Origin of the sequence: Streptomyces sp. NPDC002574, from assembly GCF_042889545.1 — a bacterium.
Lineage (GTDB): Bacteria > Actinomycetota > Actinomycetes > Streptomycetales > Streptomycetaceae > Actinacidiphila.
Map to the genome: position 1 here is coordinate 40,515 of NZ_JBIARB010000019.1, position 25,247 is coordinate 65,761.

General features: G+C 72.9%; 19 protein-coding genes. 11 read left to right on the plus strand and 8 right to left on the minus strand.

Annotated elements, in window-relative coordinates:
• The first annotated feature begins 76 nt into the window (after positions 1–76).
• The 3 genes from ACFYXS_RS34990 to ACFYXS_RS35000 are packed head-to-tail and all read left to right on the plus strand — an operon-like array spanning position 77 to position 3,016.
• A complete protein-coding gene (locus tag ACFYXS_RS34990; RefSeq protein ID WP_389255685.1) occupies positions 77–1,102 on the plus strand; it encodes a FecCD family ABC transporter permease in 1,026 nt (341 codons plus the stop codon).
• A 2-nt stretch (positions 1,103–1,104) separates the two neighbouring features.
• A complete protein-coding gene (locus ACFYXS_RS34995; RefSeq protein WP_389255687.1) occupies positions 1,105–2,166 on the plus strand; it encodes a FecCD family ABC transporter permease in 1,062 nt (353 codons plus the stop codon).
• A gap of 4 nt (positions 2,167–2,170) precedes the next feature.
• On the plus strand, positions 2,171–3,016 hold the full coding sequence (locus tag ACFYXS_RS35000) for an ABC transporter ATP-binding protein (protein WP_389255689.1): 846 nt from the start codon (positions 2,171–2,173) through the stop codon (positions 3,014–3,016).
• A gap of 30 nt (positions 3,017–3,046) precedes the next feature.
• On the opposite strand, the gene argB is transcribed toward ACFYXS_RS35000, so the two are convergent.
• Positions 3,047–3,907: an acetylglutamate kinase gene (gene argB / locus ACFYXS_RS35005; RefSeq protein WP_389255691.1), complete on the minus strand. Its 861-nt coding sequence runs from the start codon at positions 3,905–3,907 to the stop codon at positions 3,047–3,049.
• Positions 3,904–4,851 (minus strand): methionyl-tRNA formyltransferase, encoded by a 948-nt coding sequence (locus ACFYXS_RS35010; protein ID WP_389255693.1) that lies wholly within the window; start codon positions 4,849–4,851, stop codon positions 3,904–3,906. The genes argB and ACFYXS_RS35010 overlap by 4 nt, the downstream gene beginning before the upstream one ends.
• Before the next feature lie 54 nt (positions 4,852–4,905).
• Here ACFYXS_RS35010 and ACFYXS_RS35015 point away from each other — a divergent pair, with 54 nt between their 5' ends.
• Positions 4,906–6,279, plus strand: a complete 1,374-nt coding sequence (locus ACFYXS_RS35015) for a lysine N(6)-hydroxylase/L-ornithine N(5)-oxygenase family protein (protein WP_389255695.1) — start codon at positions 4,906–4,908, stop codon at positions 6,277–6,279.
• 58 nt (positions 6,280–6,337) lie between these two features.
• On the opposite strand, the gene ACFYXS_RS35020 is transcribed toward ACFYXS_RS35015, so the two are convergent.
• Positions 6,338–8,473, minus strand: a complete 2,136-nt coding sequence (locus ACFYXS_RS35020; RefSeq protein ID WP_389255697.1) for a SpoIIE family protein phosphatase — start codon at positions 8,471–8,473, stop codon at positions 6,338–6,340.
• A 308-nt stretch (positions 8,474–8,781) separates the two neighbouring features.
• Between ACFYXS_RS35020 and ACFYXS_RS35025 the strand changes: the two genes are divergently transcribed.
• Both ACFYXS_RS35025 and ACFYXS_RS35030 read left to right on the plus strand, forming a co-directional pair.
• Entirely contained in the window at positions 8,782–9,129 is a 348-nt protein-coding gene (locus ACFYXS_RS35025; RefSeq protein ID WP_389255699.1) for a hypothetical protein, read from the plus strand.
• A 127-nt stretch (positions 9,130–9,256) separates the two neighbouring features.
• Complete coding sequence (locus ACFYXS_RS35030) at positions 9,257–9,676, plus strand: PPOX class F420-dependent oxidoreductase (protein WP_389255701.1); 420 nt, start codon at positions 9,257–9,259, stop codon at positions 9,674–9,676.
• Positions 9,677–9,737: 61 nt separating this feature from the next.
• On the opposite strand, the gene ACFYXS_RS35035 is transcribed toward ACFYXS_RS35030, so the two are convergent.
• Positions 9,738–10,595 carry an LLM class flavin-dependent oxidoreductase gene (locus ACFYXS_RS35035; protein ID WP_389255703.1) on the minus strand — a complete coding sequence of 286 codons (858 nt, stop codon included), beginning with the start codon at positions 10,593–10,595 and terminating at the stop codon, positions 9,738–9,740.
• Positions 10,596–10,754: 159 nt separating this feature from the next.
• A complete protein-coding gene (locus ACFYXS_RS35040) occupies positions 10,755–12,704 on the minus strand; it encodes a glycoside hydrolase family 15 protein (RefSeq protein WP_389255705.1) in 1,950 nt (649 codons plus the stop codon).
• A gap of 254 nt (positions 12,705–12,958) precedes the next feature.
• Here ACFYXS_RS35040 and ACFYXS_RS35045 point away from each other — a divergent pair, with 254 nt between their 5' ends.
• Positions 12,959–13,891, plus strand: coding sequence for a helix-turn-helix domain-containing protein (locus tag ACFYXS_RS35045; RefSeq protein WP_389255707.1), 933 nt, complete (start codon positions 12,959–12,961; stop codon positions 13,889–13,891).
• A gap of 111 nt (positions 13,892–14,002) precedes the next feature.
• Here ACFYXS_RS35045 and ACFYXS_RS35050 read toward each other — a convergent pair whose 3' ends face one another.
• Entirely contained in the window at positions 14,003–16,657 is a 2,655-nt protein-coding gene (locus ACFYXS_RS35050; protein WP_389255709.1) for a PQQ-binding-like beta-propeller repeat protein, read from the minus strand.
• A gap of 537 nt (positions 16,658–17,194) precedes the next feature.
• Here ACFYXS_RS35050 and ACFYXS_RS35055 point away from each other — a divergent pair.
• A complete protein-coding gene (locus ACFYXS_RS35055; protein WP_389255711.1) occupies positions 17,195–17,662 on the plus strand; it encodes an SRPBCC domain-containing protein in 468 nt (155 codons plus the stop codon).
• A gap of 13 nt (positions 17,663–17,675) precedes the next feature.
• On the opposite strand, the gene ACFYXS_RS35060 is transcribed toward ACFYXS_RS35055, so the two are convergent.
• Both ACFYXS_RS35060 and ACFYXS_RS35065 read right to left on the minus strand, forming a co-directional pair.
• Positions 17,676–18,446 (minus strand): DUF4232 domain-containing protein, encoded by a 771-nt coding sequence (locus tag ACFYXS_RS35060; RefSeq protein ID WP_389255712.1) that lies wholly within the window; start codon positions 18,444–18,446, stop codon positions 17,676–17,678.
• A 134-nt stretch (positions 18,447–18,580) separates the two neighbouring features.
• Positions 18,581–19,978: a serine/threonine-protein kinase gene (locus tag ACFYXS_RS35065; RefSeq protein ID WP_389255713.1), complete on the minus strand. Its 1,398-nt coding sequence runs from the start codon at positions 19,976–19,978 to the stop codon at positions 18,581–18,583.
• A 9-nt stretch (positions 19,979–19,987) separates the two neighbouring features.
• Between ACFYXS_RS35065 and ACFYXS_RS35070 the strand changes: the two genes are divergently transcribed.
• The 3 genes from ACFYXS_RS35070 to ACFYXS_RS35080 all read left to right on the plus strand — a co-directional run bounded on the left by ACFYXS_RS35070 (position 19,988) and on the right by ACFYXS_RS35080 (position 25,245).
• Complete coding sequence (locus tag ACFYXS_RS35070) at positions 19,988–20,575, plus strand: RNA polymerase sigma factor (RefSeq protein ID WP_389255715.1); 588 nt, start codon at positions 19,988–19,990, stop codon at positions 20,573–20,575.
• A gap of 182 nt (positions 20,576–20,757) precedes the next feature.
• Positions 20,758–24,525 (plus strand): kelch repeat-containing protein, encoded by a 3,768-nt coding sequence (locus tag ACFYXS_RS35075; RefSeq protein ID WP_389255717.1) that lies wholly within the window; start codon positions 20,758–20,760, stop codon positions 24,523–24,525.
• A 171-nt stretch (positions 24,526–24,696) separates the two neighbouring features.
• Positions 24,697–25,245: a TIGR00730 family Rossman fold protein gene (locus ACFYXS_RS35080; RefSeq protein WP_389255864.1), complete on the plus strand. Its 549-nt coding sequence runs from the start codon at positions 24,697–24,699 to the stop codon at positions 25,243–25,245.
• Positions 25,246–25,247 lie beyond the last annotated feature (2 nt).

The following is a 25,247-nucleotide window of genomic DNA, read 5'->3' on the forward strand; positions in this document are numbered from 1 at the left end:
GGCGGAAACCGCACACGTCGCAGGGGTACAGTTAAGGCCTGCCTAACCTAAGGATGGTGGCTGTGGAGCCTGGCCGGTGACCGCGCGCGGGGGACTGCGTCCCGTCCTGCTCGTCGTCCTGCTCGTCGCCGTACTGACCGGGCTCTGCCTGCTGTCGATCGGTCTCGGGGCCGTGGACATCCCGCCGGACCAGGTGGTCCGGTCGCTGTTCGGCCACCCCCCGAGCCGGCTCGTCGACAACATCGTCTGGACGGTCCGCGTCCCGCGCACCGTCCTCGGCCTGACCGCGGGCGCCGCGCTCGGGCTGTCCGGCGCGCTCATGCAGGCCCTCACCCGCAACCCGCTCGCCGACCCCGGCATCCTCGGCGTCAGCGCCGGCGCGTCCTTCGGGATCGTCATCGCCATCGCCCTGTTCGGGGCCGGATCGCTGTACGGCTACATCTGGTTCGCCTTCGCGGGCGCCCTCGCCACCAGCGTCGTGGTCTTCCTGCTCGGCAGGACGGGACGGTCCGGCGCGACCCCGGTGAAGCTGGCGCTTGCCGGAGTGGCGGTCACCTTCCTGCTGTTCTCGCTCACCAACGCGATCGTCCTCACCGACCCCGACGCCCTGGACCGCTACCGCTTCTGGTCCGCCGGCACCCTCGCCGACCAGGACGGGGGCGTCGTCCGCGCCATCCTGCCGTTCCTGGCGATCGGGGCGCTGCTCGCGCTCGCCGCCGCCCCCGCGCTCAACAGCCTGGCGCTCGGCGACGACGTCGCGGCCTCGCTCGGCCGCCGGCTCGGCCTGGTGCGGCTCCAGGGACTCGCCGCCGTCATGCTGCTGACCGGCGCCGCGGTCGCGGTGATCGGCCCCGTGGTCTTCCTCGGCCTGGTGGTGCCGCATGTCGCCCGGTTGCTCGCCCAGTACGCGGGCATCGGCCCCGACCACCGCTGGCTGCTTCCCCTTTCTGCGGCGCTCGCGCCGGTCCTGCTGCTCACCGCCGACATCCTCGGCCGGGTCGTCGCACGGCCCACCGAGATCCAGGCCGGGGTGCTCGTCGCCTTCATCGGCGGCCCGTTCTTCATCGCCCTGGTCCGCCGGCGCAAACTCGCGGAGGTCTGAGCATGACCGCCCTCGCCCCCCTCCGCGGCCGCAGGCCCTACCGGCTCACGACCCCCCCGGTCTCCGGCGTGCTGCGGCCCCGGCTGGTCGTCCTGTGCGCGGCCCTGGCCGTCGCGGTCTTCCTGCTCTTCTGCTGGGGCGTGTCCCTCGGCGACTACCCGATCGGGCTCGGCGACGTGGTCAAGGCCCTCACCGGCTCCGGCGACCCAGGAACGGTCCTGGTGGTCCGGGAGTTGCGGCTGCCGCGCGCGCTGACCGGGCTGCTCGTCGGCATCGCCTTCGGCATCTCCGGCGCGCTGTACCAGACGATGACCCGCAACCCGCTGGCCAGCCCCGACATGATCGGCCTCACCGAGGGCGCCGGCACCGCCGTGGTGGCCGGCATCGTGCTCGGCCGGGACGGCGGACTCGGCACCCAGGGCCTCGGTCTGCTCGGCGCGCTGGTCACCGCGCTGCTGGTGTACGCGCTGGCCTGGAAGGGCGGTGCCACCGGGTACCGCATCATCCTCGTCGGCATCGGCGTCTCCTGGATCTGCACCAGCGCCACCGACTACCTCGTCGCCCGCGGCGAGCGGTTCGAGGCCCAGGCCGCCCTCGGCTGGCTGGTCGGCAACCTCAACGGCCGCACCTGGGACCAGGTCGACCTGCTCGCCGTCGCGATGGCCGTCCTCGTGCCGCTCGCCCTCGGCATGGGCCGCTGGATGCGCACGCTCCAACTCGGCGACGACGTGGCCGCGGGGCTCGGCACCCCCGTGCAGCCGGTGCGGCTCGCCCTGCTGCTCGTCGGCGTCGGGCTGATCGCCTTCGGCACGGCCGCGGCGGGCCCGGTCGCGTTCGTCGCGCTGGCCGCCCCGCAGATCGCCCAGCGGATGGCCGGCACGGCGTGGCCGCCCCTGGTGGCCTCCGGGCTGACCGGGGCCCTGGTGGTGCTGGGCTCCGACCTCATCGCGCGGGAAGCGATCCCCGGCACGGAACTCCCCGTCGGGATCGTCACCGGCGTCATCGGCGCGCCGGTCCTGCTCTGGCTGCTCATCCGCGCCAACCGCGCGGGCTCAGGAGGCTGAACACATGGCGACCACCGCCCCCGCACCCGCTCCGGCCCCGCAGCCCGAACTGCGGGCCCGCGGGCTGCACCTGGCGTACGACCAGCGGCTCGTCGTCGAGGACCTGGACCTCGTCATACCCTCCGGCCGCATCACCGCGATCGTCGGCGCCAACGCCTGCGGCAAGTCCACCCTGCTGCGCGCCCTGGCCCGCCTGCTCGCCCCCCGCCGGGGCGCCGTCGAGCTCGACGGCCGCGCCCTGCGCTCGCTGCCCACCCGCGAACTGGCCCAGCGCCTCGGCATCCTGCCGCAGACCCCGGTCGCGCCCGAGGGGCTGACCGTCTTCGACCTGGTCAGCCGGGGACGTTCACCGCACCAGAACTGGTGGCGGCAGTGGTCGAAGGCGGACGAACTCGCCGTCCACGAGGCCCTGGCGGCGACCGGCATGGCCGACCTGGCCGACCGGGCGGTCGACGAGCTGTCCGGCGGCCAGCGCCAGCGCGCCTGGATCGGCATGGCGGTCGCCCAGGGCACCCCCGTGCTGCTCCTGGACGAGCCCACCACCTATCTCGACCTGGCCCACCAGATCGACGTCCTCGACCTCATCACGGACCTCAACCGCCGTGAGGGCCGCACCGTGGTCATGGTCCTGCACGACCTCAACCAGGCCTGCCGGTACGCCGACCACGTCATCGCGATGAAGGCCGGCCGGATCGCCGCCGAGGGGCCGCCCGCCGAGGTCGTCACCGAGGCCACGGTCGAGGACGTCTTCGATCTGCGCTGCCGGATCACCACCGACCCGGTGAGCGGGACCCCGCTGGTGATCCCCATGGGAAGGCACCACGACGCGGTCCCGGTCCCCGTCGACTGACCGACCTGGCTGCCGCCCCACCCTGCCCGTTCAGCCGGGCAGGACGGTCGTCCCGCCGGTCCCTTGGCCGCCGGACAGCGCCCGCAGCAGGGCGTGCGGTCCGCGGCCGTCCAGGACCCGGGCGGAGCGGACGCCCGCGCGCACCGCGCGCAGGCAGCTCTCCATCTTCGGCACCATGCCGCCGCCGAGCGACGGCAGCATCGACTCCAGCTCGGCGGCGGTGAGCCGGTGCAGGACCCGTTCCCGGCGCGGCCAGTCCGCGTACAGGCCCGGCACGTCGGTGAGGACGACCAGCGCCTCGGCGTCGAGCGCGGCGGCCAGCGCCCCGGCCGCCGCGTCCGCGTTGACGTTGTAGACCTGGCCGTCCGCTCCGCGGCCGAGCGAGGACACCACGGGGATGTGGCCGTGGTCCAGCAGCACGTCCACGGCCGCCGTGTTGACCTCCGTCACCTCGCCGACGAGGCCGATGTCGACGACCTCGCCGTCGACCTCGGCATACCGCCGCACCGCGGTCAGCGTGTGCGCGTCCTCGCCGGTGAGCCCGACCGCGTACGGGCCGTGCTCGTTGAGCAGCCCGACGAGGTCGCGCTGCACCTTGCCGGCCAGGACCATCCGCGCGACGTCCAGGACCTCGGGGGTGGTGACCCGCAGGCCGCCCACGAAGCGTGCCTCGATGCCCACCAGGTCCAGTTGGGCGCTGATCTGCGGCCCGCCGCCGTGCACCACCACGACCCGCACCCCGGTCCGCCGCAGGCGGACGACGTCCTGCGCGACGGAGCGCAGCGGGGAGTCCTCGCCCATGGCGTTGCCGCCGACCTTCACGACGACCGTGCGCCCCCGGAGGCCGCGGAGCCCCGGGTACGGCCCGGGGCCCGCGAGAGCCGTGGTCACGGACGGGACGTCAGGTAGCCGCCCATGGAGCGGAACCAGTCGCCGGCCGCGTACTCGGTCCCGTCCTCGGTGCGGATCGTGCGGACCAGCAGTCCCGGGCGGTGCCCGCCGCGCGCGTCCGCGCCGGCGACGACCACGACCCCGTCGCCCTCCCGGATGAAGATCCGGCCGGGCGTCCCGCCGTAGCGGGCCTTCGAGACGGCGGCGGACACGATCCTGATGCGCTCGCCGCGGTGGTGGGTGAAGGCGTTGGGGTACGGGTCCGACTGGGCCCGTACGAGGCGTTCCAGGTCCTCCGCGGGCCAGTTCCAGTCGATGCGGCTGTCCTCGACCGACCGCTTGTGGAAGAAGCTCGCGCGGGAGCGGTCCTGCGGCTGCCAGTGGGCGGTGCCGGACGCGATGAGGTCCAGGGACTCGCGCACGAGCGGGGAGATCATGCCCACGGTGCGGTGGAAGAGGTCGGTCGCGGTGTCCCGCGGGCCCACCGGTGCCGAGCGCTGCAGCAGGATGTCGCCGGCGTCCAGTTCGGCGTCCATCCGGTGCGCGGTGACGCCGACGCGCTCCTCGCCGTTGATGAGCGCCCAGATGATCGGGGAGAAGCCCGCGTAGGCGGGGAGCAGGGAGTCGTGCACATTGAGCGTGCCGTGCGGAGGCAGCTCGAAGATCTCCGGCGGCAGCCAGGTGCGCCAGTTGTTGGCGACGATGATGTCGGGCGCCGCGGCGCGGATCGCCTCCAGCAGTCCGGGGTCGTCGGGGCGGTTGCGGAGCAGCACCGGCACGCCGTGCTTCTCGGCCAGTTCGGCCACCGAGTCGTCCCAGATCTTCTCGTACGCGTGCTCGCTCCTGGGGTGGGTCACGACGAGGACGACCTCGTGATCCGACTCCAGCAGGGCCTGCAGCGTCCGGTGTCCCCAGGTCTGATAGCCGAACATGACGACCCGCATGGTGTCTCCCCTTCGACGGAGCAATATTGCAAGGTAAGCCTTACCTTATCTATTATGTGGCGCGCTGAGGGAGGCGATGCAACGGTGACAGCACCGCGCAGTGAGCCGGACATCATCCACGACGTCCTGGGAATCGGTTTCGGGCCGTCAAATCTGGCTCTGGCCATAGCCATCGAGGAGCACAACGCCCAACGTCCCGCTTCCGAGCGGATCGAGGCCGGTTTCCTGGAACGGCAGCCCCGCTTCGGATGGCACCGCGGCATGCTGATCGACGACGCGACGATGCAGGTGTCCTTCCTCAAGGACCTGGTCACCATGCGGAACCCGACCAGTGACTTCAGTTTCCTGTGCTACCTGCGCGAGCAGGGCAGACTGGTCGACTTCCTGAACCAGAAGACGCTCTTCCCGCTCCGGGTGGAGTTCCACGAGTACTTCGAGTGGGCCGCAGCGCGCCTTGCCCACCTCGTCGACTACTCCTCCGAGGTGTTGTCGATCACACCCGTCCGCGGTGACGACGGCGAGATCGACCACCTCGACGTGGTGTGCCAGGACCCCCGGGACCCCGGGCGCACCGTCACCCACCGGGCCCGCAACATCAGCGTGGCCGTCGGCCTCGAACCGCACCTGCCCCCGGGCACCGAGCTGTCCGAGCGGATCTGGCACAACAGCCAGTTGCTGCCGCGCGTCGCCGAACTCGCGGCGAGCGGCGAGCCGGTGCGGCGCGCCGTCGTCCTCGGCGCCGGCCAGAGCGCCGCCGAGGCGGTCGACTACCTGCACCGCACCTTCCCCGACGCGGAGGTCTGCGCGGTCTTCGCCAAGTACGGCTACACACCCGCCGACGACAGCCCCTTCGCCAACCGGATCTTCGACCCCGAGGCGGTCGACGTCTACTACGACGCCCCCTCCGAGGTGAAGCAGTCGCTCTTCGACTACCACCGCAGCACCAACTACTCGGTGGTCGACATGGACCTCATCGAGGCCCTGTACGCGACCTCCTACCGCGAGAAGGTCCAGGGCCGCGAACGGCTCCGCTTCCTGAACGTCTCCCGCATCCGGGCGGTCGACGTCCTCGACGACCGCCTCGGCATCAGCGTGGAGTTCCTGCCGACGGGGGAGCGCAGCACCCTGCCGGCCGACATCCTCGTCCACGCCACCGGCTACCGCTCCAAGGACATCTCCGTCCTCCTCGGCGAGTCGGCGAAGATCTGCCTGCGCGACGACGGCGACGCCGTCCGGGTCGGCCGGGACCATCGCGTCGAGGTCGCGCCCGAGGTCACCGCGGGGATCTACCTGCAGGGCGGCACCGAGCACACGCACGGGCTGGCCTCGACCCTGCTGTCCACCACGGCCGTTCGGGCCGGAGAGATCCTGGACTCGCTGGTCGCCCGCCGTCGCGGCGCCGTTCCGGCCGGACCGCACCGCGGCTGACCGCACCGTCCGGACAGAGCCCCGGCGCCGGGTCACCGGCCGCCGGGGGCATCGCCGTTCAGCCGTCCCGGTGCGGGTGGATGAGCAGCAGGGCGACGTCGTCACTGCGGGCGGCTGACTGCTCCGCCCGCCGGACGAGGGTGTCCGCGAGCAGCTCGATGCCCCCGCCCGCGGCGTCCCCCGCGTCCGCCAGCCGGTCCCCGAGCCCGGCGATGGCCTGCCCGAGGTCCACGCCGGGCGACTCCACGAGGCCGTCGGTGTACAGGGCGAGCACCGCGCCGGGCGGCAACGGGATCTCGGTGGACGGGTAGTCGGCCGCCGGGTCGATGCCGAGGAGCAGTCCCGGCGGCAGGTCGAGCACCTCGGTCCGGCCGCAGGGATGGCGCAGCAGCGGGGGAGGGTGACCCGCCGTCGCCAGACGCGCCCGGTGCCGTGCCAGGTCCAGGTGGACGTACAGGCAACTGGTGAACAGCCCGGAGTCCAGATCGGTCAGGACCCGGTTGGTACGGGCCAGCACCTCGCCGGGGGGCGCCCCCGCCGTGGCGTGGACGGCGGTGCGGACCTGCCCCATCAGCACCGCGGCGTTCACATTGTGACCCTGGACGTCGCCGATCGCCGCGGCGGCGCAGCGGTCCGTCAGGCGGATGAGGTCGTAGAAGTCGCCGCCGATCCCCATGCCGCGGCCGGCCGGCAGATAGCGTGCGGCGATGTCCAGGCCCGCGATCCGGGGCAGCACCTGCGGCAGCAACCCGGCCTGCAGGGCGTGGGCGAGGCGGTCCTTGGAGTCGTAGAGGCGGGCGCGGTCCAGTGCCTGGGCGACGAGCCCGGCGACGGAGGTCAGCAGGGTCCGCTCCTCCACGGTGAAGGGACGGGGCCGGTCGAAGCCGAGCACCAGCGAGCCCACGGGGCGGCCGGAGGTGATCAGCGGCAGGAAGGCCCATGCGCTCATGCCGTCGTCGATGCCGACCGGAGGATGAGCCCGCTTCAGCTCCGCCCAGTCGCTGAAGAAGGAGGGGATGCCGGTGGCCAGGACCCGCGCGGCGGGCACGGACGAGGCCAGCGGCGCGCCGTCGAAGCGGTCCATCAACGCGGCCGCCCAGCCGCGGTAGCCCATGATCCGGAGCCTGCCCTCCTCCGCCGCCATCAGCGCGAGGGCCTGCGCCCCCAGGGCGGGCAGCAACTGGTCGGCGGCCTGCTCCACCACGTCCTGCACCCCGACGGCCTCGGTCAGCGTGGCGGCCAGGTGCATCAACTGGTAGAGACCGGTGCCCCGTCCGGGCTCGGCGGGGGGCGCGGGCCGCAGCACGCCCGACGGGTCCGTGGCGTCCTCGGCGGGCACGATCCGGACGCTGACGCCCCAGCCGTCCGCGTAGAGGTGGAAGGCCAGCCACCGGTCCGGAGGGCGCAGCGCCGTGAAGGACGTGGCCTGCCGGCTGATCAGCGCGCCGCGGTAGTGGTCCTCGACCGCCGGGGCGTCGAGCCACGGCAGCACCTGCCAGAGGCGGGCGCCCAGCAGTTCGGGGACGCCGGCGCCGAGCAGTTCGGCGGCGGCGGTGGTGACGAAGGCGATGCGCCCGTCCACGTCCAGCGTGCAGCAGCCGCCGGGCAGCCGCTCCGCGAAGTCGGCCGCGGCCTGCGCCTCCGCGGGCCAGACCGTCCGCGGCCGCGAGGGGGGCAGCAGCCGCGGCCGGGCCCCGGCCCGTACCGGGTGGCCGTCTGCCGCGGCCCGGCTCAGCAGTCCGGCCAGAGAGGTGCAGGCGCGGTGGATCGCCTCGGTCTCGTGCGCGCTCAGCCGCGGCGGGTGGGAGCCCGGCCACTGGAGCACCAGCCCGCCCCACGCGGTGGCGCCGGAGGCGACGGGGGCGGCCGCGAGCAGGAAGCGGTGCGGCAGGATCAGCGCGAGCCTCGGGTAATGGCGTGCCAGTTCCTCCGGGCTGCCCAGCCAGACCGCACGCCGCTCGCGCACGGCGTCGGACACCGGGGCTCGGTCCGTCAGCGCGACCCTCGCCCACGGCGCCGCGATCCGCCAGGACAGCCCGGTGAGCGCCGCCAGGCGCAGCACGCACTCACCCTGCTCGAGCAGGTACATCGCGCCCACGGACGCCCGGGTCTCCCGGACGACCCCGATCAGGTCGGGGACGACCGCGTCCGGGCCGCGTTCCGCGGCTCCCCCGCAGCCACCCGCGGCCTCCACGTCGTCACCTGCTCCCGGCGGCGACGGGCGCCGGCACCGGCAGTACGCGGGGCACCGCGCGCGGAGGCGCGGCCCGGCAGCACCGGCGGCCCCGCGAAGCGGAGTCCGGTCCTGAGGCGCCGCACCCCTCGCACCGGCCATGACTCACATTCGGACCTTATGTCCGCCCCGGGGGGACGGCACCCCGACGGCGCACCGTCGCCCCACCGACCGCCCACCGGCGGGGCGCCGCCCCGGCAGGGTGCCCCGACGCGTCGCGGAAGCCGCACATCCGACGGCCCGCGCGTTTCTGCCGTCATCATGCCCGAATGCGTACACGCACCGCGGCCGTCGTCCTGGCCGGCGCCGCACTCCTGACCGTCTCCGCATGCGGCGACGACAGCGCCGGGCCCACGCACCCCACGCACCGGCTGGACGGCCCCGCCCAGCGGGCCTGCGACCTCTTCGCGCACGGCTACAAGGAGACCGGGACGGTCGACGCCCGGGCGAAGCTGGCCGCGCGGGTGCGCGAGGCCGCGAAGACCTCGGCCGTCGACCCGGTCCGGAACATGTCCGGCACCCTCGTCCAGGGCGCCACGAACGACGCCCAGACATGGCAGATGGGCGCCGACGCCTTCGCCAAGGCCTGCCTGGACGCGGGCTGGACGGCCGGCTGACGGCCGCGGCCCGTCCCCGCCGCGAAGTGGCGCCCCCGGTACGACACAGCGGCTCCCGAGCGGTACGGCGGCCCGCCGTGTGGCACGGTGGGCAGACAGACCGGCACATCACCGAAGAGGAGCCCCCGTGTCCAAGCCACCGCTTCCCGAAGCCGCGATCGCCCTGCTGAGGAAGCCCAATCACGCGGTGCTCGCGACGCTGCGCGCCGACGGCCAGCCGGTGTCCACGGCGACCTGGTACCTGTGGGACGACGGCCGGATCCTGCTCAACATGGACGAGGGCCGCAAGCGGCTCGACCACCTCCGCAATGATCCCCGCGTCACGCTGACGGTGCTGGACCGGGACGACTGGTACACCCACGTCACGATCATCGGCCACGTCGCCGAGCTGCGGGAGGACAAGGACCTCGCCGACATCGACCGGCTGGCCCAGCAGTACCTGGGCAAGCCCTACCGGATCCGGGACCGCGCGCGGTACAGCGCCCTGGTCGAGATCGACCGCTGGCACGGCTGGGGCGCCCAGAAGGACAACGACCAGATCGGCTGACCGCCGCCGCCCACCGGGGTCCGCCCTGTCGCGGGCCCCGGCGCGCGGGTGCCGTGGCGGTTCAGAGTACGGAGTCCGCGAGGCGCGCGATCTCGTACGGATCGGCCACGGTGGGGTTGAGGACCAGCTCGTCGGCGCCGATGTCGGCGAAGGCCCGCACGGCCGACCTGACCGCGTCGGCGCCGCAATTGATGCCCGCCGTGATCGCCGAGGCCATCTCCTCGCCCCCGGACCGGTAGTAGTCGTGCACATTGGCGCGCCCCGCCTCGGGGTCCCCGAGGGCGTAGTACGCGAGAGCCACGAGCCGGGGCGAGCCCGCGCGGCCGGCCTCCCGCCAGGCCGTCCGGACCGCCTCGAACGCCGGGGCCACCACCGAGGGCGCCATCGAGGCGCCGATGAAGCCGTCGGCGATCCGCGCGGCACGCCGGTACGCCTTCGGGGTGAGGCCGCCGAGCAGGACCGGGATGTCCCCGCGGGTACCGGCGGGGACGAGGGGGTTCTCGGCCCCTTGCGGCCTCTCGCCGCGCCAGATCCTGCGGTACTCCTCGATGTCGCGCTCCATCCGCGCGGCCCGGCCGCGCGGGCCCGGGCCCTCGGCGAGGAAGTCGTCCAGCCGGCCACCGAGGCCGAGCCCCAGCGTGAACCGGCCGCCCGAGACGCCGTCGATGCCGGCGACCTCCTTGGCCAGCAGGTCCGGGGGCCAGACCGGACCGATCAGGATGGTGCTGATCAGTTCGATCGTGCCGGTCGCCCCGGCGGCCGCGGCCAGGGCGACGGTGTCCATGACGCCGGGATAGCTGATACGGCCCACCGATCCCAGCGAGGCGAAGCCCGCCTGCTCGGCCTGCGCGGCCCAGGCGGGCACCAGGCCGGGCGGCACGTCGCGCACGTGGTTGGGCAGCCCGATGCCGATCTTCATGTGCGATCCCTCCAGGGTGCGGTGCGAGGCCGTACGGCACACTGCGGCACGCCGGACCCCGCCGCGACCCGGGAGCGGCCGGGCGGGTGACGGGCGGGGGCCGCACGGGTGGGGGAGCGGGCGGGTGGGGGAGCGGGCGGAGCGCGGAGGACCGTGCGCTCACCTGCGGATGACGTGGTCCGAGGGATAGGGGGTGGTCGGCGTGACGGGCGGCCCCCCGGCCGCCGCCATCGGCTGGGTGTACAGGAACGGGACCGCGGAGGTGGGAGGGAATCCGGGCCTGGCGGCGTCGAGGTGGGCATCCAGGCTCAGCGCGGCGGTGATGAGGGCCAGATGGGTCAGTGCCTGCGGGAAGTTGCCGAGTTGCTCGCCGGTCAGCCCGATCTCCTCGGAGTACAGGCCGAGATGATTGGCGTAGGTCAGCATCTTCTCGAAGACGAGCCGGGCCTCCCGCAGGTAACCGGCGCGGGCGAGCGCTTCGACGTACCAGAAGGTGCAGGCCGAGAAGGTGCCCTCGGAACCCAGCAGTCCGTCGGGGGAGGCGGCGGGGTCGTACCGGTACACGAGGCCGTCGGACACGAGGTCCTTCCTGATCGCGTCCAGGGTCGAGAGCCACCGCGGGTCCTGCGCGGGGATGAACCCCACCGCCGGCATCCGCAACAGGGCCGAGTCCAGCACGTCGCTGCCCAGGTACTGCGTGAACGCGGCGCGCCCCGGACTCCACCCCCGCCGCAGGATCTGCCCGTAGATGGCGTCCCGTTCCCTCGTCCAGCGCTGCACCTCGGCGGGGCGGCCGCTCCGGCCGGCCATGCGGATGGCACGGTCGAGCGCGATCCAGCTCATGAGCCGCCCGTACGTGAACTCCTTGTCACCGCCGCGTGTTTCCCAGATGCCGGCCTCGGGACGGTCCCAGTTCTCGCACACCCAGTCCACCGTGTTGATCAGCGCCTGCCAGATGCGGCAGGTGGTCGGCAGACCCTGCTGGTCGGCGAAGTGCAGGCATTCCAGCGCCGATCCGTAGATGTCGAGCTGCAACTGGTCTGCGGCGCCGTTGCCGACCCGCACCGGAGCGGAGCCCCGGTGGCCCTTCCAGTGCCCCAGGGTCTGCTCCTCCAGGTCGGAGGAGCCGTCGACGCGGTACATGACCTTCAGGGGGTGCCCGCCCGGTCCGGCGGGCTCCTGGACGCGGTCGCCCAGCCACTCGGTGAACGCCACGGCCTCCTCGGTGAACCCCAGCCCGAGCAGGGCGTGCAGGGACAGGGAGGCATCACGCACCCACGCGTAGCGGTAGTCCCAGTTGCGCTGGCCCCCGACCTGCTCCGGCAGGCTGGTGGTCGGCGCCGCGACCATGGCTCCGGACGGGGCGTACGTCATCAGCTTGAGGGTCATGGCGGAGCGGTTGACCATCTCGCGCCACCGCCCGGTGTAGCGCGAGCGCGCCAGCCAGTTGTGCCAGAAGGCGATGGTGTCCTCCAAGAGCCGCTCGCACTCCTCGGGCGGGACGGTGCGGGGCGGGCCGTCGGCGAACGTCTCCAGCACCAGGCCGCGGGTCATTCCGGCGCGCAGCCCGACGGTCATGCACACATCGCCGGCTCGGATCCTGCGGTCGTCCGTGCACTCGTCCCCGATGGTGTCCACCACGTGCACGGTCACGTCCGTGTCCCGGCCGGCGAAATGCCAGCCGCCCATGTGCGCGCTGACCTCGTGCGGTTGCCGTGCGTAGTCGAACCGGGGGGCGATCTCGATGTCGAAGGAGATCTCGCCGCGTGTGCACCGCATCATGCGGACCAGCCGGTGCGTGCGCGTCGGGTTGCGCGGCGAGGCGGGCGGCATGAAGTCCACGACCGATCCGACGCCCTGCTCGGTCATGAACCGGGTGAGCAGCACACAGGTGTCCGGGTAGTAGAGCTGCCTGGTCGCGTGGGTCGGCGCCTGGGGAGTGATGGTCCAGTGGCCGCCGTTCTCACCGTCGAGCAACGCTCCGAAGATGCTCGGGGAGTCGAATCGGGGGCTGCAGAACCAGTCGATCGTTCCCTCGGTGGAGACCAGCGCGGCCGTCTGCAGGTCACCGACGAGTCCGTGGTCCTCGATCAGCGGATGTTCGTTCATGGGGTCTCTTCCCCTCGTACCCGGCGTCAGCGGTGACGTCCCCGCGGACACACCACGCGCCCCACCTCCAGACTGCCCGGCATGCCCGGGGTCCGCATCCCTCCCGGCGGCGGCGGGCGCACCCGTCCGTTGCGCGTGCAAGCTGTCCGGAAATCGTCTCCACGAGGTGTGAAAAGGCAATCGGATACAGTTTCGAGGTGAATATGTCAGGCATCTCCTGCGTCGACCCGCCGTCTCATTCCAGTTCACCTCGTATGCGCATCGAGGTCGCATTGGCACATGCGCGGCGCGACGAGTTGCTGAGACAGCGGTGGCGGACCCTGAACGACGCCCGGCCTTGGCATGTGCACTCATTGCGCGTTCCCAAGCAGTACACGACAGGCCATTACCGGTGCTGGGTGGAATCCTCCGCGATCGGGGATATCGGGGTCAGCGAACAATACGGCGACGCGGTGGAAGGCGTCATAGGCATGAAGCGGGCCACGGAGCGACGCACGGTGGTTCACATCATGCACAGTGGCGGACTGAGCCTCACCGAGGCGGGCCGTACCGTTCAGGTCCCCCCGGGCACGCTGTGCGTACGGGACGCACAGGTTCCCCTGGAGTTCGCGTACCGGCCCGGCTCACGGGCGCGGGTCCTGCTGCTGCCGTCCGAATCGCTGGCCGACACCGGGCTCGACCAGTTGCCGACACTCACGCTCCTCTCCCAGAACGCTCCCGAGGCGCGACTGCTGATGGGGCAGCTCCGTCTGATCCGTGAGACACGCGGTGACTTGAGTCCGGCGGGCACCCGGGCCGCTCAGCAGTCCGTACTGCAATTGCTGGCCGGCGCACTCATGGCCCGCGGGGTTTCCGCCGACTCCGCCTTCCGGCCCTCGCTCCGTGCAGCTGCCCGTAACTGCGCGGAAGCCCGCCTTCTGGACCCTCACCTGTCTCCCGCCGAGATAGCGAGAACCCTGTCGGTCTCCGTGCGCACATTGCACCGGGCGTTCACCGAAGTCGACGAATCCCTGATGGCCTATGTACGGCGGCGCCGTTTGGAGCGTGCGCGCGAAGAACTCGTCGCCATGGACGGGAGATACACCGTCTCAGCGGTGGCAGCCCGATGGCACTTCGCCGATGCGAGCCACTTCGGCCGCGCCTTCAAGCGGCAGTTCGGCGAGACTCCGAGCTCACTCGCTCATTAGGGGGGCGAAGGAGCGAGCCGTGCCTCCCGTTCCCGGCCGCGGGCAGACGAACGCCACGTCCTGCCGGACGGGTCATCGGCAGGACGTGGCGCGCGGTGGGCCCAGGTGCTTCTAGTGGGCCGACACCGGGGTGGTGACGTTGCTGAAGTTGTTGGCACGGGCGGCGTCGCCCGCCGTGACCGGGCCGTGCGTCCAGATGCCGAGGACGTTGTCGGAGAGGGTGTTTCCGGTGATCCGGAGGGAGATGGGGTCCACGGTGCTCACCAGCAGACCCGTGGTCTGCAGATCGTCGGTGGCGCCGGTTTCGGTGTCGCCGACGGTGTTGTTGGTGCCGATCTGGTTGTTGCTGACGACGTTGCCGCCCAGGTCCGACCCGGACGCGGTGCCGTGCACGGCCACGCCCGCCCAGCCGTTGCCGGTCACGACGTTGCTCTGCACGGTGTTGCCGTAGACCGCGCCGCCCGCCATGGCCGACGCGAGGGTGACCCCGCCTCCGCCCGCGTCGAGTCCGTTGTCGAAGACGTTGTTGCCGGTGATGGTGTTGCCGAAGACACCACCGGCGCCGGGGGCGCGGACGCCGCCGGGAGCCGCCGCGCCGTTGCGGGAGACCAGGGCGAAGCCGGATCCCGAGGCGTTGCCGTGAACGGAGTTCCCGCTGAAGGTGCTGCCGGACGCGGGACCGGTCTCGTCGCTGATGACGATCCCGGCGCCGTTGCCGCTGACGGTGCTGGCCAGCACGGTGGCGTTGGAGCTGCCGAGCAGGTGGATGCCTCCGCCGCAGTCACCGGGCCGGGTCGGCGTCCGCCCGCACGAGGTGTAGGAGTTGGCGACGGCGTTCGGGCCCGTACCGGTGTTGTTGCCCGAGACGATGGTGTTCGCGATGGTCGCGTTCTTCACGCTGTTGACGAGGATCCCCTCGCCGACGGCGTTCTTCACCGTGAACCCGGTCACCGTGACGTCAGGCGCGCTGATCTCGATGCCGTTGATGAGGCCGGAGGCGTCGACGGTGACGTTCGAACGGGCTTCGAGGGCCAGCGGCTTGGTGACCGCGACGTCCTCGTGGAACGTGCCGTTGCAGACGACGACCCGACCGCCGCCGGCCACTGCCTTGACGGCCGCGTTGATCGAGCTGAAGGCCGGAGTGCTGCAACTGGTGTCCGCCGCGGAGGCGACGGCGGCCGGCGAGACGTAGACCGTCTGCGGGAGGGCCCGCGGCAGGGAGAACGCGTAGAGCTTGTTGTTGTCACCCTTGGCCGGGAAGAACGGCCCCATGTTCTGGGTGTGGTAGCCGGAGCCCCAGTACACCGAGCCGTCCACGATCGACGCGCCGCCGAGAACCGCGCCCCCGCTGGGGAAGCCCCACTTGACGGCGCCGGTCGCGGCGTCCAGGGCGTACATGTTGTTGCCGGTCGGATTCGTCGATCCGCCGTAGACGACGCCGTTCGCGCTGGACACGAAGGACATGGGCGACGCCGAGCCGGGTGTCGCGGTCTCCCACAGGATGTTCCCGGTGGCCGGGTCGAGGGCGGCCCAGAAACCGCCTGTGGTCGTCGACTTCTGCCCGGTCGCGGACGTGAGCGTGACGGACAGGTGGTTGGTGTTGGTGTTGGCGACGTAGATGCGCTTGCCGTCCACGGCCGAGCCCCACTGGAGACCGCCGAGGTTGCCGCCGGGGCCGACCGCCGTGGCCCAGACGATCTTCCCCGTGGCCGGGTCGAGCGCCCAGTAGACGCCGCTCTTCTGGCCGATGCCGAGCAGATCCGTGGCCTTGCCGTCGACGGTGGTGGTGAAGAGGTTGGGCGCGGAGCCGAAGTCGAAGTCGTCACCGAACCGCTGGCCGACGGTCCAGGCGTCGGCGGTCAGGGTCTTGGTGGCCCAGACGATCTCGCCGGTGTGCATGTCGAAGGCGACGATGGAGTCCTGGTAGTTGTCGGCCGCCCCGGGATCGCAGCCGGTCTCGTCGGGGGAGGTGCAGACACCCGGCGGTACCGTGTAGTTGTTGCCCGTTCCGACGTACACGAGTCCGGTCTTCGCGTCGACCACCGGGTTGCTGCCCCAGACGGCGCCGCCGGGGTAGCCCTCGGGGACCACGTAGGTCTTCCACAGCTTCTCCCCGGTGACGGCGTCCAGAGCGACGACGCTGCCGCGGAACGTGTACGGCGGAGCGAATCGCTCGGCCTTGGACGACACGCCGACGTAGACGACACCGCCGGCGATGACGGGCGACGACGTCACGATGGCGGCCGGGTCCGCGTCGATCTGCGTCTTCCACAGCCGAGTGCCGCTCAGGGCGTCGATCCCGAAGAGGAACGCGCCGTCCGTGCTGTTGCTGCGCTGCTCGCCCGAGCCCGTGACGATCGTGCCGTTCCCGTACGCGGGGCTGAGCCGCGAGATGTCGCCCGCGATCCCGGTGTAGTCGCTGATCCGGTGGCTCCAGATCTTCTGACCGGTCGTCGCCTGCACCTTGTGGAGGTTGCCTGCCCAGTCCGGCGCGTACACGTAGCCGTCCACCACGGTCGGCGTCGCCGAGACGCTGTCCCCAGTGGTGAACGTCCACTTGGGCTCGAGATCGGCCACGTTGCCCGTGCCGATGGTGCGCTCGGATGCCGCGTTGTGCGTGTCGCCGAGGTCACCACCCGCGTACGGCCAGTCGGCCCCGGCCGCCGCCGGTGCGACCGGGGCCGCGGCGGTCGCGGACGGTGCGGCCGTCGCCGTCGCCGTCGCCGTCACGGCGGTGGCGGGCAGGGCCAGCGTGAGTCCTGCCATCACCATCCCGGCCACACGAGCACGCACCCGCCTTCGCCTTGCGGCGGGTATGCGGGGTATGGACATGAAGAAGCACCTCCCGATCCTTGCTGATCTTGCGACCGAGAGCCTATGGACACCCTGCGGGGCCGCAGGGCCGCCGTCAGGGCGCGGAACACGGCCCGCGGCGTACCGGAGAGTGGGACGAGCGCGGCTCCGTCCCCTGACGGCCGTCGCTGACGGCCCGTCGGTCCGGCGCGGGCACCTCGCTGCTGACCTGGGACTTCTGCGGCAGCGACCCCATCGATCGCGGATCGCGAAGCAGTACGCGGCCGGGGCGCGCGGCGGCATCCAGGGTCTCCCTGGGCCCTTGGCGAGCGTGGCACGGAAGTTCGTGCTTGTGGCACTGGTCTTCCAGTGCCCCGGCCGCGGTTCGTGATCTCCATGCACGGACGTCCGTCGCGGGCGTACCCACCATCGCCTACGCCCCCGCAACACCCCCCTCGCCCCCGTGCGATGGCGCCTGCCCCGGCCCAACCGGCCTCTAGGGTGGCCCGCATGTACTCCACACAGGTCTCGCGGCGCGTCAGGGCGACCCCCGCCGCCGTGTACCGGGCGCTCCTGGACGCGCGGGCGGTGGCGCGGTGGCGCGTCCCGGACGGCATGAGCGGTCACGTGCACGCCTTCGAGGCCCGCGAGGGCGGCCGCTTCCGGGTGTCGCTCTCGTACGACGGGCAACAGGGCGAGGGGAAGTCCGGCGCGCACACGGACACCTACCACGGGCACTTCGCGCGTCTCGTCCCGGACGAACTGGTCGTCGAGGTCGTCGAGTTCGAGACCGACGACGCCGCGTTGCGCGGCACGATGACGATGACGACGTCGCTCACCGCGGTGGACGGCGGGACCGACGTCGTCATCGTGCACGAGGGCATCCCCGACGTCGTGCCCCGGGAGGACAACGAGACGGGAACGCGGATGGCCCTGGACAACCTCGCCCGGCTGGTCGAGGGCGCCGGGGGAGAGTGACGGGGCCGCCGGATCAGGCGCCCGTGCCCGCCTGCAGCGGACCGAGCCGCGGCACCGAGGCCTTGCCGGTGTTGGAGACCTTGCCGCCGTTCCACGGCACGCGCAGGGACGTGCGCTCGTCCGGCGGCGTGACCAGCACGGCCGCCGGGACCACCGTGGTCACCCCGGTGATGTCCGGGTTGCTGAACGACATCGGCGACCAGGCGCTCGCGCCCGGTGCCAGGGTGACCCGCTGCTTCGCCTGGCCGGTGTTCCGCTCGGGGTCCACCGTCACCTGCTGTCCCGCGCTGTTGACGAACGCCAGGCCGGGGAACCCGTAGACGGTGCAGGTGCGGGAGGACCGGTTGGTGAGGACCACCGGGAAGTTCTCCTGGCCCGCGCCCGGGTCGTTCGGGCCGATGGAGGCACGCAGGTCCGCGGTGTGGCAGCGGTCGGTGGCGGCCGCTGTCGCGCCGGTGCCGCCGCTGCCGCCGTTCGCGGTGGTCGTCGTGCCGTTCGCGCCGGTCGTGGTGGCCGCGGTGGCGCCCGGCGTCGCGGCGGAGGACGTGTCCGCGGGGGCGGAGTCCGTCGCGTCGCCGCTCGCCGGGTTCGCCGAGCCGGGGAGCGTCTGCGGGGCGCTGACGTTGCTGCTGCCGCCGTCCTTCCCGCAACCGCTCAGGAGCGCCGTCGCGAGGGCCGCGCCCAGAAGGACGGGGATGCCGGCCCGGCGTGCGCGGCGGCCGGGGAGCGCCGGCCGGCCTCGGTGCTGCTGCGCCGTGGATCCGTCGTGGTACTGGTTCGCCACGTCTGTGCCTCTTTCCGTCCTGTGGTGCGGCCGCGACGCCTCGCGCCGTCGGCGGGCCTCGTGGGGGAGGGCAACCCTCCTCATAGTGGGATGCCACGGGCTCGGCAGAAGTTCACGGTCTTTCCGGGTGACGATCAAGAGCTGATGTCGAGGCCGTCGAGGACAGTGTCGGTCATGTCGGCGCCACCCTCCTGCCTGACCTGGACGTACACCTGGGGCTGGGCGGCGCCGTCACGCCCCAGGCTGATCTCGTCGATCGACCCTCCGGCGGTGCCGCACGCCGTCCAGTGCCGGACCTGGCCGCTCCACTTCGTGCTGCGGTAGCCGCGGGACTGCCGGCGGCGGCAGAGGTCGTGCCGGATGGCGCCGACGCGGCCGGCGAGGTCGCCGTGCTCGCTCAGTCCCACGAAGACGCCGTCGACCCGCGCGTCCAGGTCCGGCCAGCGGGAGGCGTCCCCGGCGATGACGAGCCCGGGCTCCTGGCCGCCGGGCAGCCCCAGCGTCTTCGGGCTCCACCCGCCGGCGACCAGTTCGCGGCTCCACGCCGCGGGCACCGTCACCGTGATCCGCCCGCTGGAGTCGCTCACCGCGACGGTCGCCGGGGTCCGGGGCGGAGCGGTACGGGTGGCGAGCAGTCCGGCGCCGGTCGCCGCTGCCGCCAGCACGGCGCACAGCGCGAGCACCGAAGCGCGCCGGTGCTCCCGGAGCCGCCGCAGTGCCCCGCCGGTGGCGGGACGGTCATGACGTGCGGCCAGCGCCTCCAGTTCGGCGGCGAAGTGCCCGGCGTCCGGCCAGCGCTTCCTGCGATCGGTCCGCAGGGCGCGCAGCACCGCCCGCCGCACGTCGGCCGGCAGGCCCGTGCGGAGCCGGTCGGGCCGGGTGATCCGCCCCGGGGGGCCGGGCACCGTCCCGGTCAGCAGGTGGTAGAGGACGGCCCCGAGCCCGTAGACGTCGGCCCGCACGTCCACGCCCCCGTCGCGGGTCGCCTGCTCGGGCGCCATGTAGCCGGCCGACCCGGCGATCATCGTCAGGCCCGAGGCCTGGGCGAGTGCCTTGGCCAGCCCCAGATCGGCGACCAGGATCCGCTGCGTGCCGTCCCGCGCGGTGCCGATCAGGACGTTGGACGGCTTGATGTCGCGGTGCACCACGCCCGCCTCGTGCAGGGCCGCGACTCCGCGCGCGGCCTCCGCGGTCAGCCGCAGCGCGTCGTGGAGGGGGAGCGGACCGTCGGCGAGCAGATCCTCCAATGTGCCCCGGTCCGCGTACTCCATGACGAAATAAGGGCGTTCATCCGGAAGTTCGCCCATGTCGAAGACCTGCACCAGGCGGCTGCAGGCAGCCCTGCGCAGCAGCCGGGCCTCGGCGAGGAAGCGCTCGCGCAGATCCAGGCGGTACGCCCAGTTCTCGGCCATCACCTTGACCGCGACGGGGGCTTCCAGGGTGTCGTCGTGCGCGAGCCAGACCATCGCGAACGCCCCGGCTCCGAGGGGCCGCACGAGCCGGTAGCGGCCGATCTGCTGAGGTGGGGGCATGGGCATATCATGCACCGGCCGCCCACCGACCCGAGGAGGACCCCCGTGACGTCCGACCAGGGGACAGAGGAACTCGCGGCGCGCGCGGCGGCCGGCGACGCCGCGGCCCTGGACCTGTTGCTGGGGCGGATCCGGCCGGAGGTGCTGCGGCGCTGCGGCCGCTTCCTGGTGCACCGGGAGGACGCCGAGGAGGCGGCACAGGACGTCCTGTTCCAAGTCGCCCGCAAGATAGCTACCTTCGAGGGCCGCAGCCAGTTCCACACCTGGCTGTACACGGTGGTCGCCAACTGCTGCCGGCAGAAGTACCGCGAACTCAAGCGCCGGCGCGGTGAGCAGCCGCTGTCCGTGGCGGACACCGACACCCCCGACCCGCGCCGGACGAGCATGATCGCCGGTACGCGCATCGACCTGCTGGAGGCGCTGGAGCGCCTGGAGGGCGTCAGCCCGGAGCTCGTCGCGCCCCTGGTGTACCGCGACATCTGTCAGATGGAGTACCGGGAGATCGAGGAACAGCTCGGCATCCCCCTGGGCACGGTGAAGTCACGCCTGCACAACGCGCGCCGTCAGGTGCGGCGCTGGCTGGTGGACCCCGACTGAGCGTCCGGGAAAAATCCGGAGAGAAATATCGAGCGTTCCGTGAACTTTTCCGGTCCGCGACGCAACTCATTGATCCAGGGGCGGTGTCTGCCGCCGCACAGGATGTTCACAGGAGTTGTGATTTGTCCATATTGAACTGGATCACGCCGCGACGGGGGAGACGGTCGCCCCTCCGCGCGGGGGTGGCGAGCGCGACGGTGATCGCCGCGCTCACCGCGCTGGGCGCCGCGGCACCGGCTCCGGCGACCGCCGCCGACAGCGCCCTTCCGGCCCCGAAGACGTCCGCCCGCACCCAGCCGGGTCATGTCGAGCCGCTCTGCGGACCGGCAAAACCGCATGAATTCACCTGTTTCGGCCTGCGACGCACCGACGTCCCCGCCCGGAAGGGCTTCCGGACGGCCGGACAGGCCCCGGCCGGCTTCGGGCCCGCCGATCTGCTCAGCGCCTACGCCCTGCCCGCGAACGGCGGCGCGGGACGAACGATTGCCATCGTCGACGCCTACGACAACCCCGACGCCGAGGCCGATCTGGCCGTCTACCGAGCCCAGTACGGCCTGCCCGCCTGCACCACCGCCAACGGCTGCTTCACCAAGGCCGACCAGCGCGGCGGCACCGCCTACCCCGACCCCGACCCGGGCTGGGCCACCGAGATATCCCTCGACCTCGACATGGTCTCCGCGATCGCCCCGAACGCCCGCATCGTCCTGGTCGAGGCCGACACCCCGACCAGCGACGACCTCGGCGCCGCCGTGGACCAGGCCGTGGCGCTCGGCGCGCAGTACGTCTCCAACTCCTACGGCTCCAACTACGCCTTCTACCCGGAGGACCCGGCCGAGTCCGCCCTCGACGTCCACTACGACCACCCGGGCGTCGCGATCATCGCCTCGTCCGGCGACTCCCGCTACGGCGTCGCCTACCCCGCGGCCTCCCCGTACGTCACGGCCGTCGGCGGCACCTCGCTGACCAAGGACGCCGGTACGTCCCGGGGCTGGACCGAGTCCGTGTGGGACCACGACGGCGGCGGCACCGGCTCCGGCTGCTCCCTCCACGAGCCCAAGCCCGCCTTCCAGCAGGACACCGGATGCCCCGGGCGCACCGTCGCCGACGTCTCGGCCGTGGCCGACCCGGCCACGGGCGTCGCGGTGTACGACGGCTACGGTTCCGGCGGCTGGGGCGTGGCCGGCGGCACCAGTGCCTCGGCGCCCATCATCGCCGGTGTGTACGCGAGCGCCGGCGCCCCGGTCGCCGGCACCCACCCCAACGTCTACCCGTACGCCGCCGGCGGCCTGAACGACGTCACCGAGGGCGGCAACGGCCGCTGCGCGCCCGCCTACCTGTGCACCGCGGGCCCCGGCTACGACGGCCCCACCGGCCTCGGCACCCCGCACGGCCTGAACGCCTTCCGCATGGGGCCGCACGGCACGCTCTCCGGAACCGTCACCGACCGGTCCTCGCACGCGCCCGTCGCCGCGGCGACGGTGAGGACGGGCCTGTTCTCCACGACCACGGACAGCGCGGGCCACTACACCCTCGCGCTGCCCGTCGGCCGCCACGAACTCACCGTCACCGCCTACGGCTACGCGCCGGACGCGGCCACGCAGGTCGACGTCGCCGACGGCACCGCGGCGACGCGGGACCTCGCGCTGCGCAAGCTCGCCACCCACCGTGTGTCGGGCACCGTGACCGATGCCTCCGGGCACGGCTGGCCGCTGCACGCGAAGATCACCGTCGACGGCGTTCCGGGTGCCCCCGTGTGGTCCGACGCCGTCACCGGCGCGTACCGCCTCGACCTGCCCGAGGGCCACACGTACACCCTGCACGTGGTCGGCGACGACCCGGACTACCTGTCCCTGACCCGCACGGTGGACGTGCGCCGGACGGACCTGAAGGTGGGGCTGGGACTGCCGGCCGACACCTGGGCCACCGGCAACCCGGCGTACCGGCTGAGCGTGGACACCCTGGGCACCGAGCCCTTCGACTCGACGTCCGGCGCGCCCAAGGGCTGGAGCGTGACCGACCTCGCGGGCACCGGGCACGGCTGGTCGTTCGACGACCCGGGCGGCCGGGGCAACAACACCGGCGGTTCCGGAGGGTTCGCCGTCGCGGACAACGACCACGTCGGCTGGGACGTGGCCATGGACACCGCACTGACCGGCCCGGTCTGGGACTTCGGCCGCGCCGGCGACCCGGAACTGGCCTTCAGCACCGACTACGAGGGTTCCGCGGAGCAGCGCGGTGACGTCGAGGTCACCGCCGACGGCGGCAGGACCTGGACCACGGTGTGGCACCAGGACCAGGGGTGGGGCAGCGGACGGGTGGAGATCCCGCTGACCGACTGGGCCGGCGAGCGGGCGGTGCGGGTGCGCTTCCACTTCACCGGTCCCGGCCTGCTGTGGGCCGTCGACGACGTGACGGTCGCCGAGCGCGTCCTCACCCCGGTCCGCGGCGGGATGCTCACCGGCCTCGTCACCGACGCCAACACCCGGCGCGGGCTGATCGGCGCCCAGGTGCGGTCCGGCTCCGGCAACGGACCGGCGGCGCCCACCCTGGCCACCGCGGGTGACCCGCGGGTCGGCGACGGCCTGTACCGCCTGTTCGTCCCCGGCAACGGCAGCCACAAGGTGGCCGTCGGCAAGCCCTCCTACAGCACGGCCTCCCGCACGGTCGCGGTCCCCGCGGACCGGACGTCGCAGGCCTCGTTCGCGCTGACGGCGGGGCGCCTGTCGACCCACGTCACGGGCATCGACGCGACCACGACGCCCGGCGGCGGGGCCACCCGGCGGGTCACCGTGCGCAACACGGGCACGGCTCCCCTCACCCTGCGGCTCGGCGAGCGCACCGGCGGCGGCCCGGACTCCGCCGCGCCCGGCACCGACTGGCGTTCCCTGCCGGACCTGCCGGCCGCGGTGATGGACAACGCCGTGGAGAGCCACGCGGGACGGCTGTACTCCGTGCTCGGCACCGGGGACGGCGACACACCGACCGGCGACCTGTACGTCCTCGACCCCGGGGCGGCCACCTGGAGCCGCGGCGCGACCGCGCCCGAACCGCGCCAGGCCACCGCGCACGGCTTCGTCGGCGACCGCCTCTACACCGTGGGCGGCTGGGGACCGGGCGAGCAGGTCAGCTCGACCACCCAGGTCTACGACGCGGCGCGGAACACGTGGTCGAAGGGCCCGGACATTCCCGAGGGCCGCTTCGGCGCGGCGGGCGCCGTGCTCGGCGGCCGCCTCTACGTCGTCGGCGGATGCACCAACGCGGACTGCTCGGGCACCGTCTCGGTGCTCGACCCGGCGACCGGCACGTGGTCCCGGGCGGCCGACTACCCGCAGACCATCGGCTGGGAGTCGTGCGGCGCCGTCAACGGCAAGCTGTACTGCGCCGGAGGCATCCACGAGTACGTCGAGACAGGCGACGCCTATGTCTACGACCCCGCCTCCGACAGCTGGCAGCCCGTCGCCGCCATGCCCACGGGCCTGGCGAGCGGCGCCTACGCCGCGGCCAACGGAAGGCTCCTGGTCTCCGGCGGCTTCAAGCGGGTCGGAGTGAACCGCGTCCTCACCCCCGAGGGCTACGCCTACGACCCGGGCACCGACACCTGGACCCGTCTGCCGGACGCCCCCACCGCGCTCTACCGCGGCGGCGGTGCCCCGGGGATGTACCAGGTCGGCGGCAGCAACCAGAGCCGCTTCCCGGTTCCCGTGGCGACCGCCCGCCAGCTGCCGGGCTGGGACCAGACGGAGACCGACGTGTCCTGGCTGTCGGAGAACCCCGGACGCCTGACGCTGCGCCCGGGCACGAGCGCGACGTTCACGGTCACGCTCGACGCCCGCGGCATCCGGACTCCCGGCGACTGGACGGCGTCGGTGGTCCTGCGCACCGACACGCCGTACTGGGTGCCGCCGATCCCGGTCGCCCTGCACGTCCGGAAGTCCGCGACGGGCCACTGACGCGGTCGTCACGCACCACCGGGCCCCTCGGGCAGGTCACCCGACCTGCCCGAGGGGCCCCGCCCTTCAGGGGCGGGCGAATTGGTCCGGACTTCCGCCGTGGAAGTGGCCCGCGGCGGCACGCCGCCGCGCACCTACGGTCGGACCATGACGTCGACCGCGCCCATCGCCCTGAACACCGCTGTCTTCCTCTCCGCCGCCGACCTCGACGAGCGCTGGACCCGTCCGGCCCGGGAGTTCGCCGAACTGCTCGGCAAGGGAGGCCACACGCTGGTGTGGGGAGGGTCCGACACCGGGCTGATGAAGGTCGTGGCCGACGCGGTGCGCGCGTCGGGAGGGCGGCTCGTCGGGATCTCGGTCGGCCTTCTCCGCCAGTGGGTCAGGAAGGACGCCGGCGACATGGTGATCGCCACGGATCTCGCCGAACGGAAGGCGCTGTTGCTCGCCCGGTCGGACGCGGTGGTGGTGCTCCCCGGCGGACCGGGCACGCTGGACGAGGTGACCGAGGTCCTGGAGCTGAGGAAGCACGGGCTGCACGGCAAGCCGGTGGTCCTGCTGAACACGGGCGGTTTCTACGACGGCTTGACACTCCAGCTGCGGCGCATGGAGGAGGAGGGGTTCCTGCCGATGCCCCTGGCCGACCTGGTCCTCCTCGCCGACGACGCCGCCGGCGCGCTCGCCCACCTGGAGGGGCCCGGGGCCGCGCCCCGGGCCCGGTGACC

Excerpts from the sequence above, each read along its gene's own strand:
- ACFYXS_RS35065 (WP_389255713.1), bottom strand. The coding sequence starts at position 19,978 with ATGCCCCCACCTCAGCAGATCGGCCGCTACCGGCTCGTGCGGCCCCTC.
- ACFYXS_RS35015 (WP_389255695.1), top strand. The coding sequence starts at position 4,906 with ATGTGGCGCGCTGAGGGAGGCGATGCAACGGTGACAGCACCGCGCAGT.
- ACFYXS_RS35055 (WP_389255711.1), top strand. The coding sequence starts at position 17,195 with ATGTACTCCACACAGGTCTCGCGGCGCGTCAGGGCGACCCCCGCCGCC.
- ACFYXS_RS35025 (WP_389255699.1), top strand. The coding sequence starts at position 8,782 with ATGCGTACACGCACCGCGGCCGTCGTCCTGGCCGGCGCCGCACTCCTG.
- ACFYXS_RS35070 (WP_389255715.1), top strand. The coding sequence starts at position 19,988 with ATGCACCGGCCGCCCACCGACCCGAGGAGGACCCCCGTGACGTCCGAC.
- ACFYXS_RS35035 (WP_389255703.1), bottom strand. The coding sequence starts at position 10,595 with ATGAAGATCGGCATCGGGCTGCCCAACCACGTGCGCGACGTGCCGCCC.
- ACFYXS_RS35045 (WP_389255707.1), top strand. The coding sequence starts at position 12,959 with ATGCGCATCGAGGTCGCATTGGCACATGCGCGGCGCGACGAGTTGCTG.
- ACFYXS_RS35050 (WP_389255709.1), bottom strand. The coding sequence starts at position 16,657 with ATGGCAGGACTCACGCTGGCCCTGCCCGCCACCGCCGTGACGGCGACG.
- ACFYXS_RS35040 (WP_389255705.1), bottom strand. The coding sequence starts at position 12,704 with ATGAACGAACATCCGCTGATCGAGGACCACGGACTCGTCGGTGACCTG.
- ACFYXS_RS34995 (WP_389255687.1), top strand. The coding sequence starts at position 1,105 with ATGACCGCCCTCGCCCCCCTCCGCGGCCGCAGGCCCTACCGGCTCACG.
- ACFYXS_RS35000 (WP_389255689.1), top strand. The coding sequence starts at position 2,171 with ATGGCGACCACCGCCCCCGCACCCGCTCCGGCCCCGCAGCCCGAACTG.
- ACFYXS_RS35010 (WP_389255693.1), bottom strand. The coding sequence starts at position 4,851 with ATGCGGGTCGTCATGTTCGGCTATCAGACCTGGGGACACCGGACGCTG.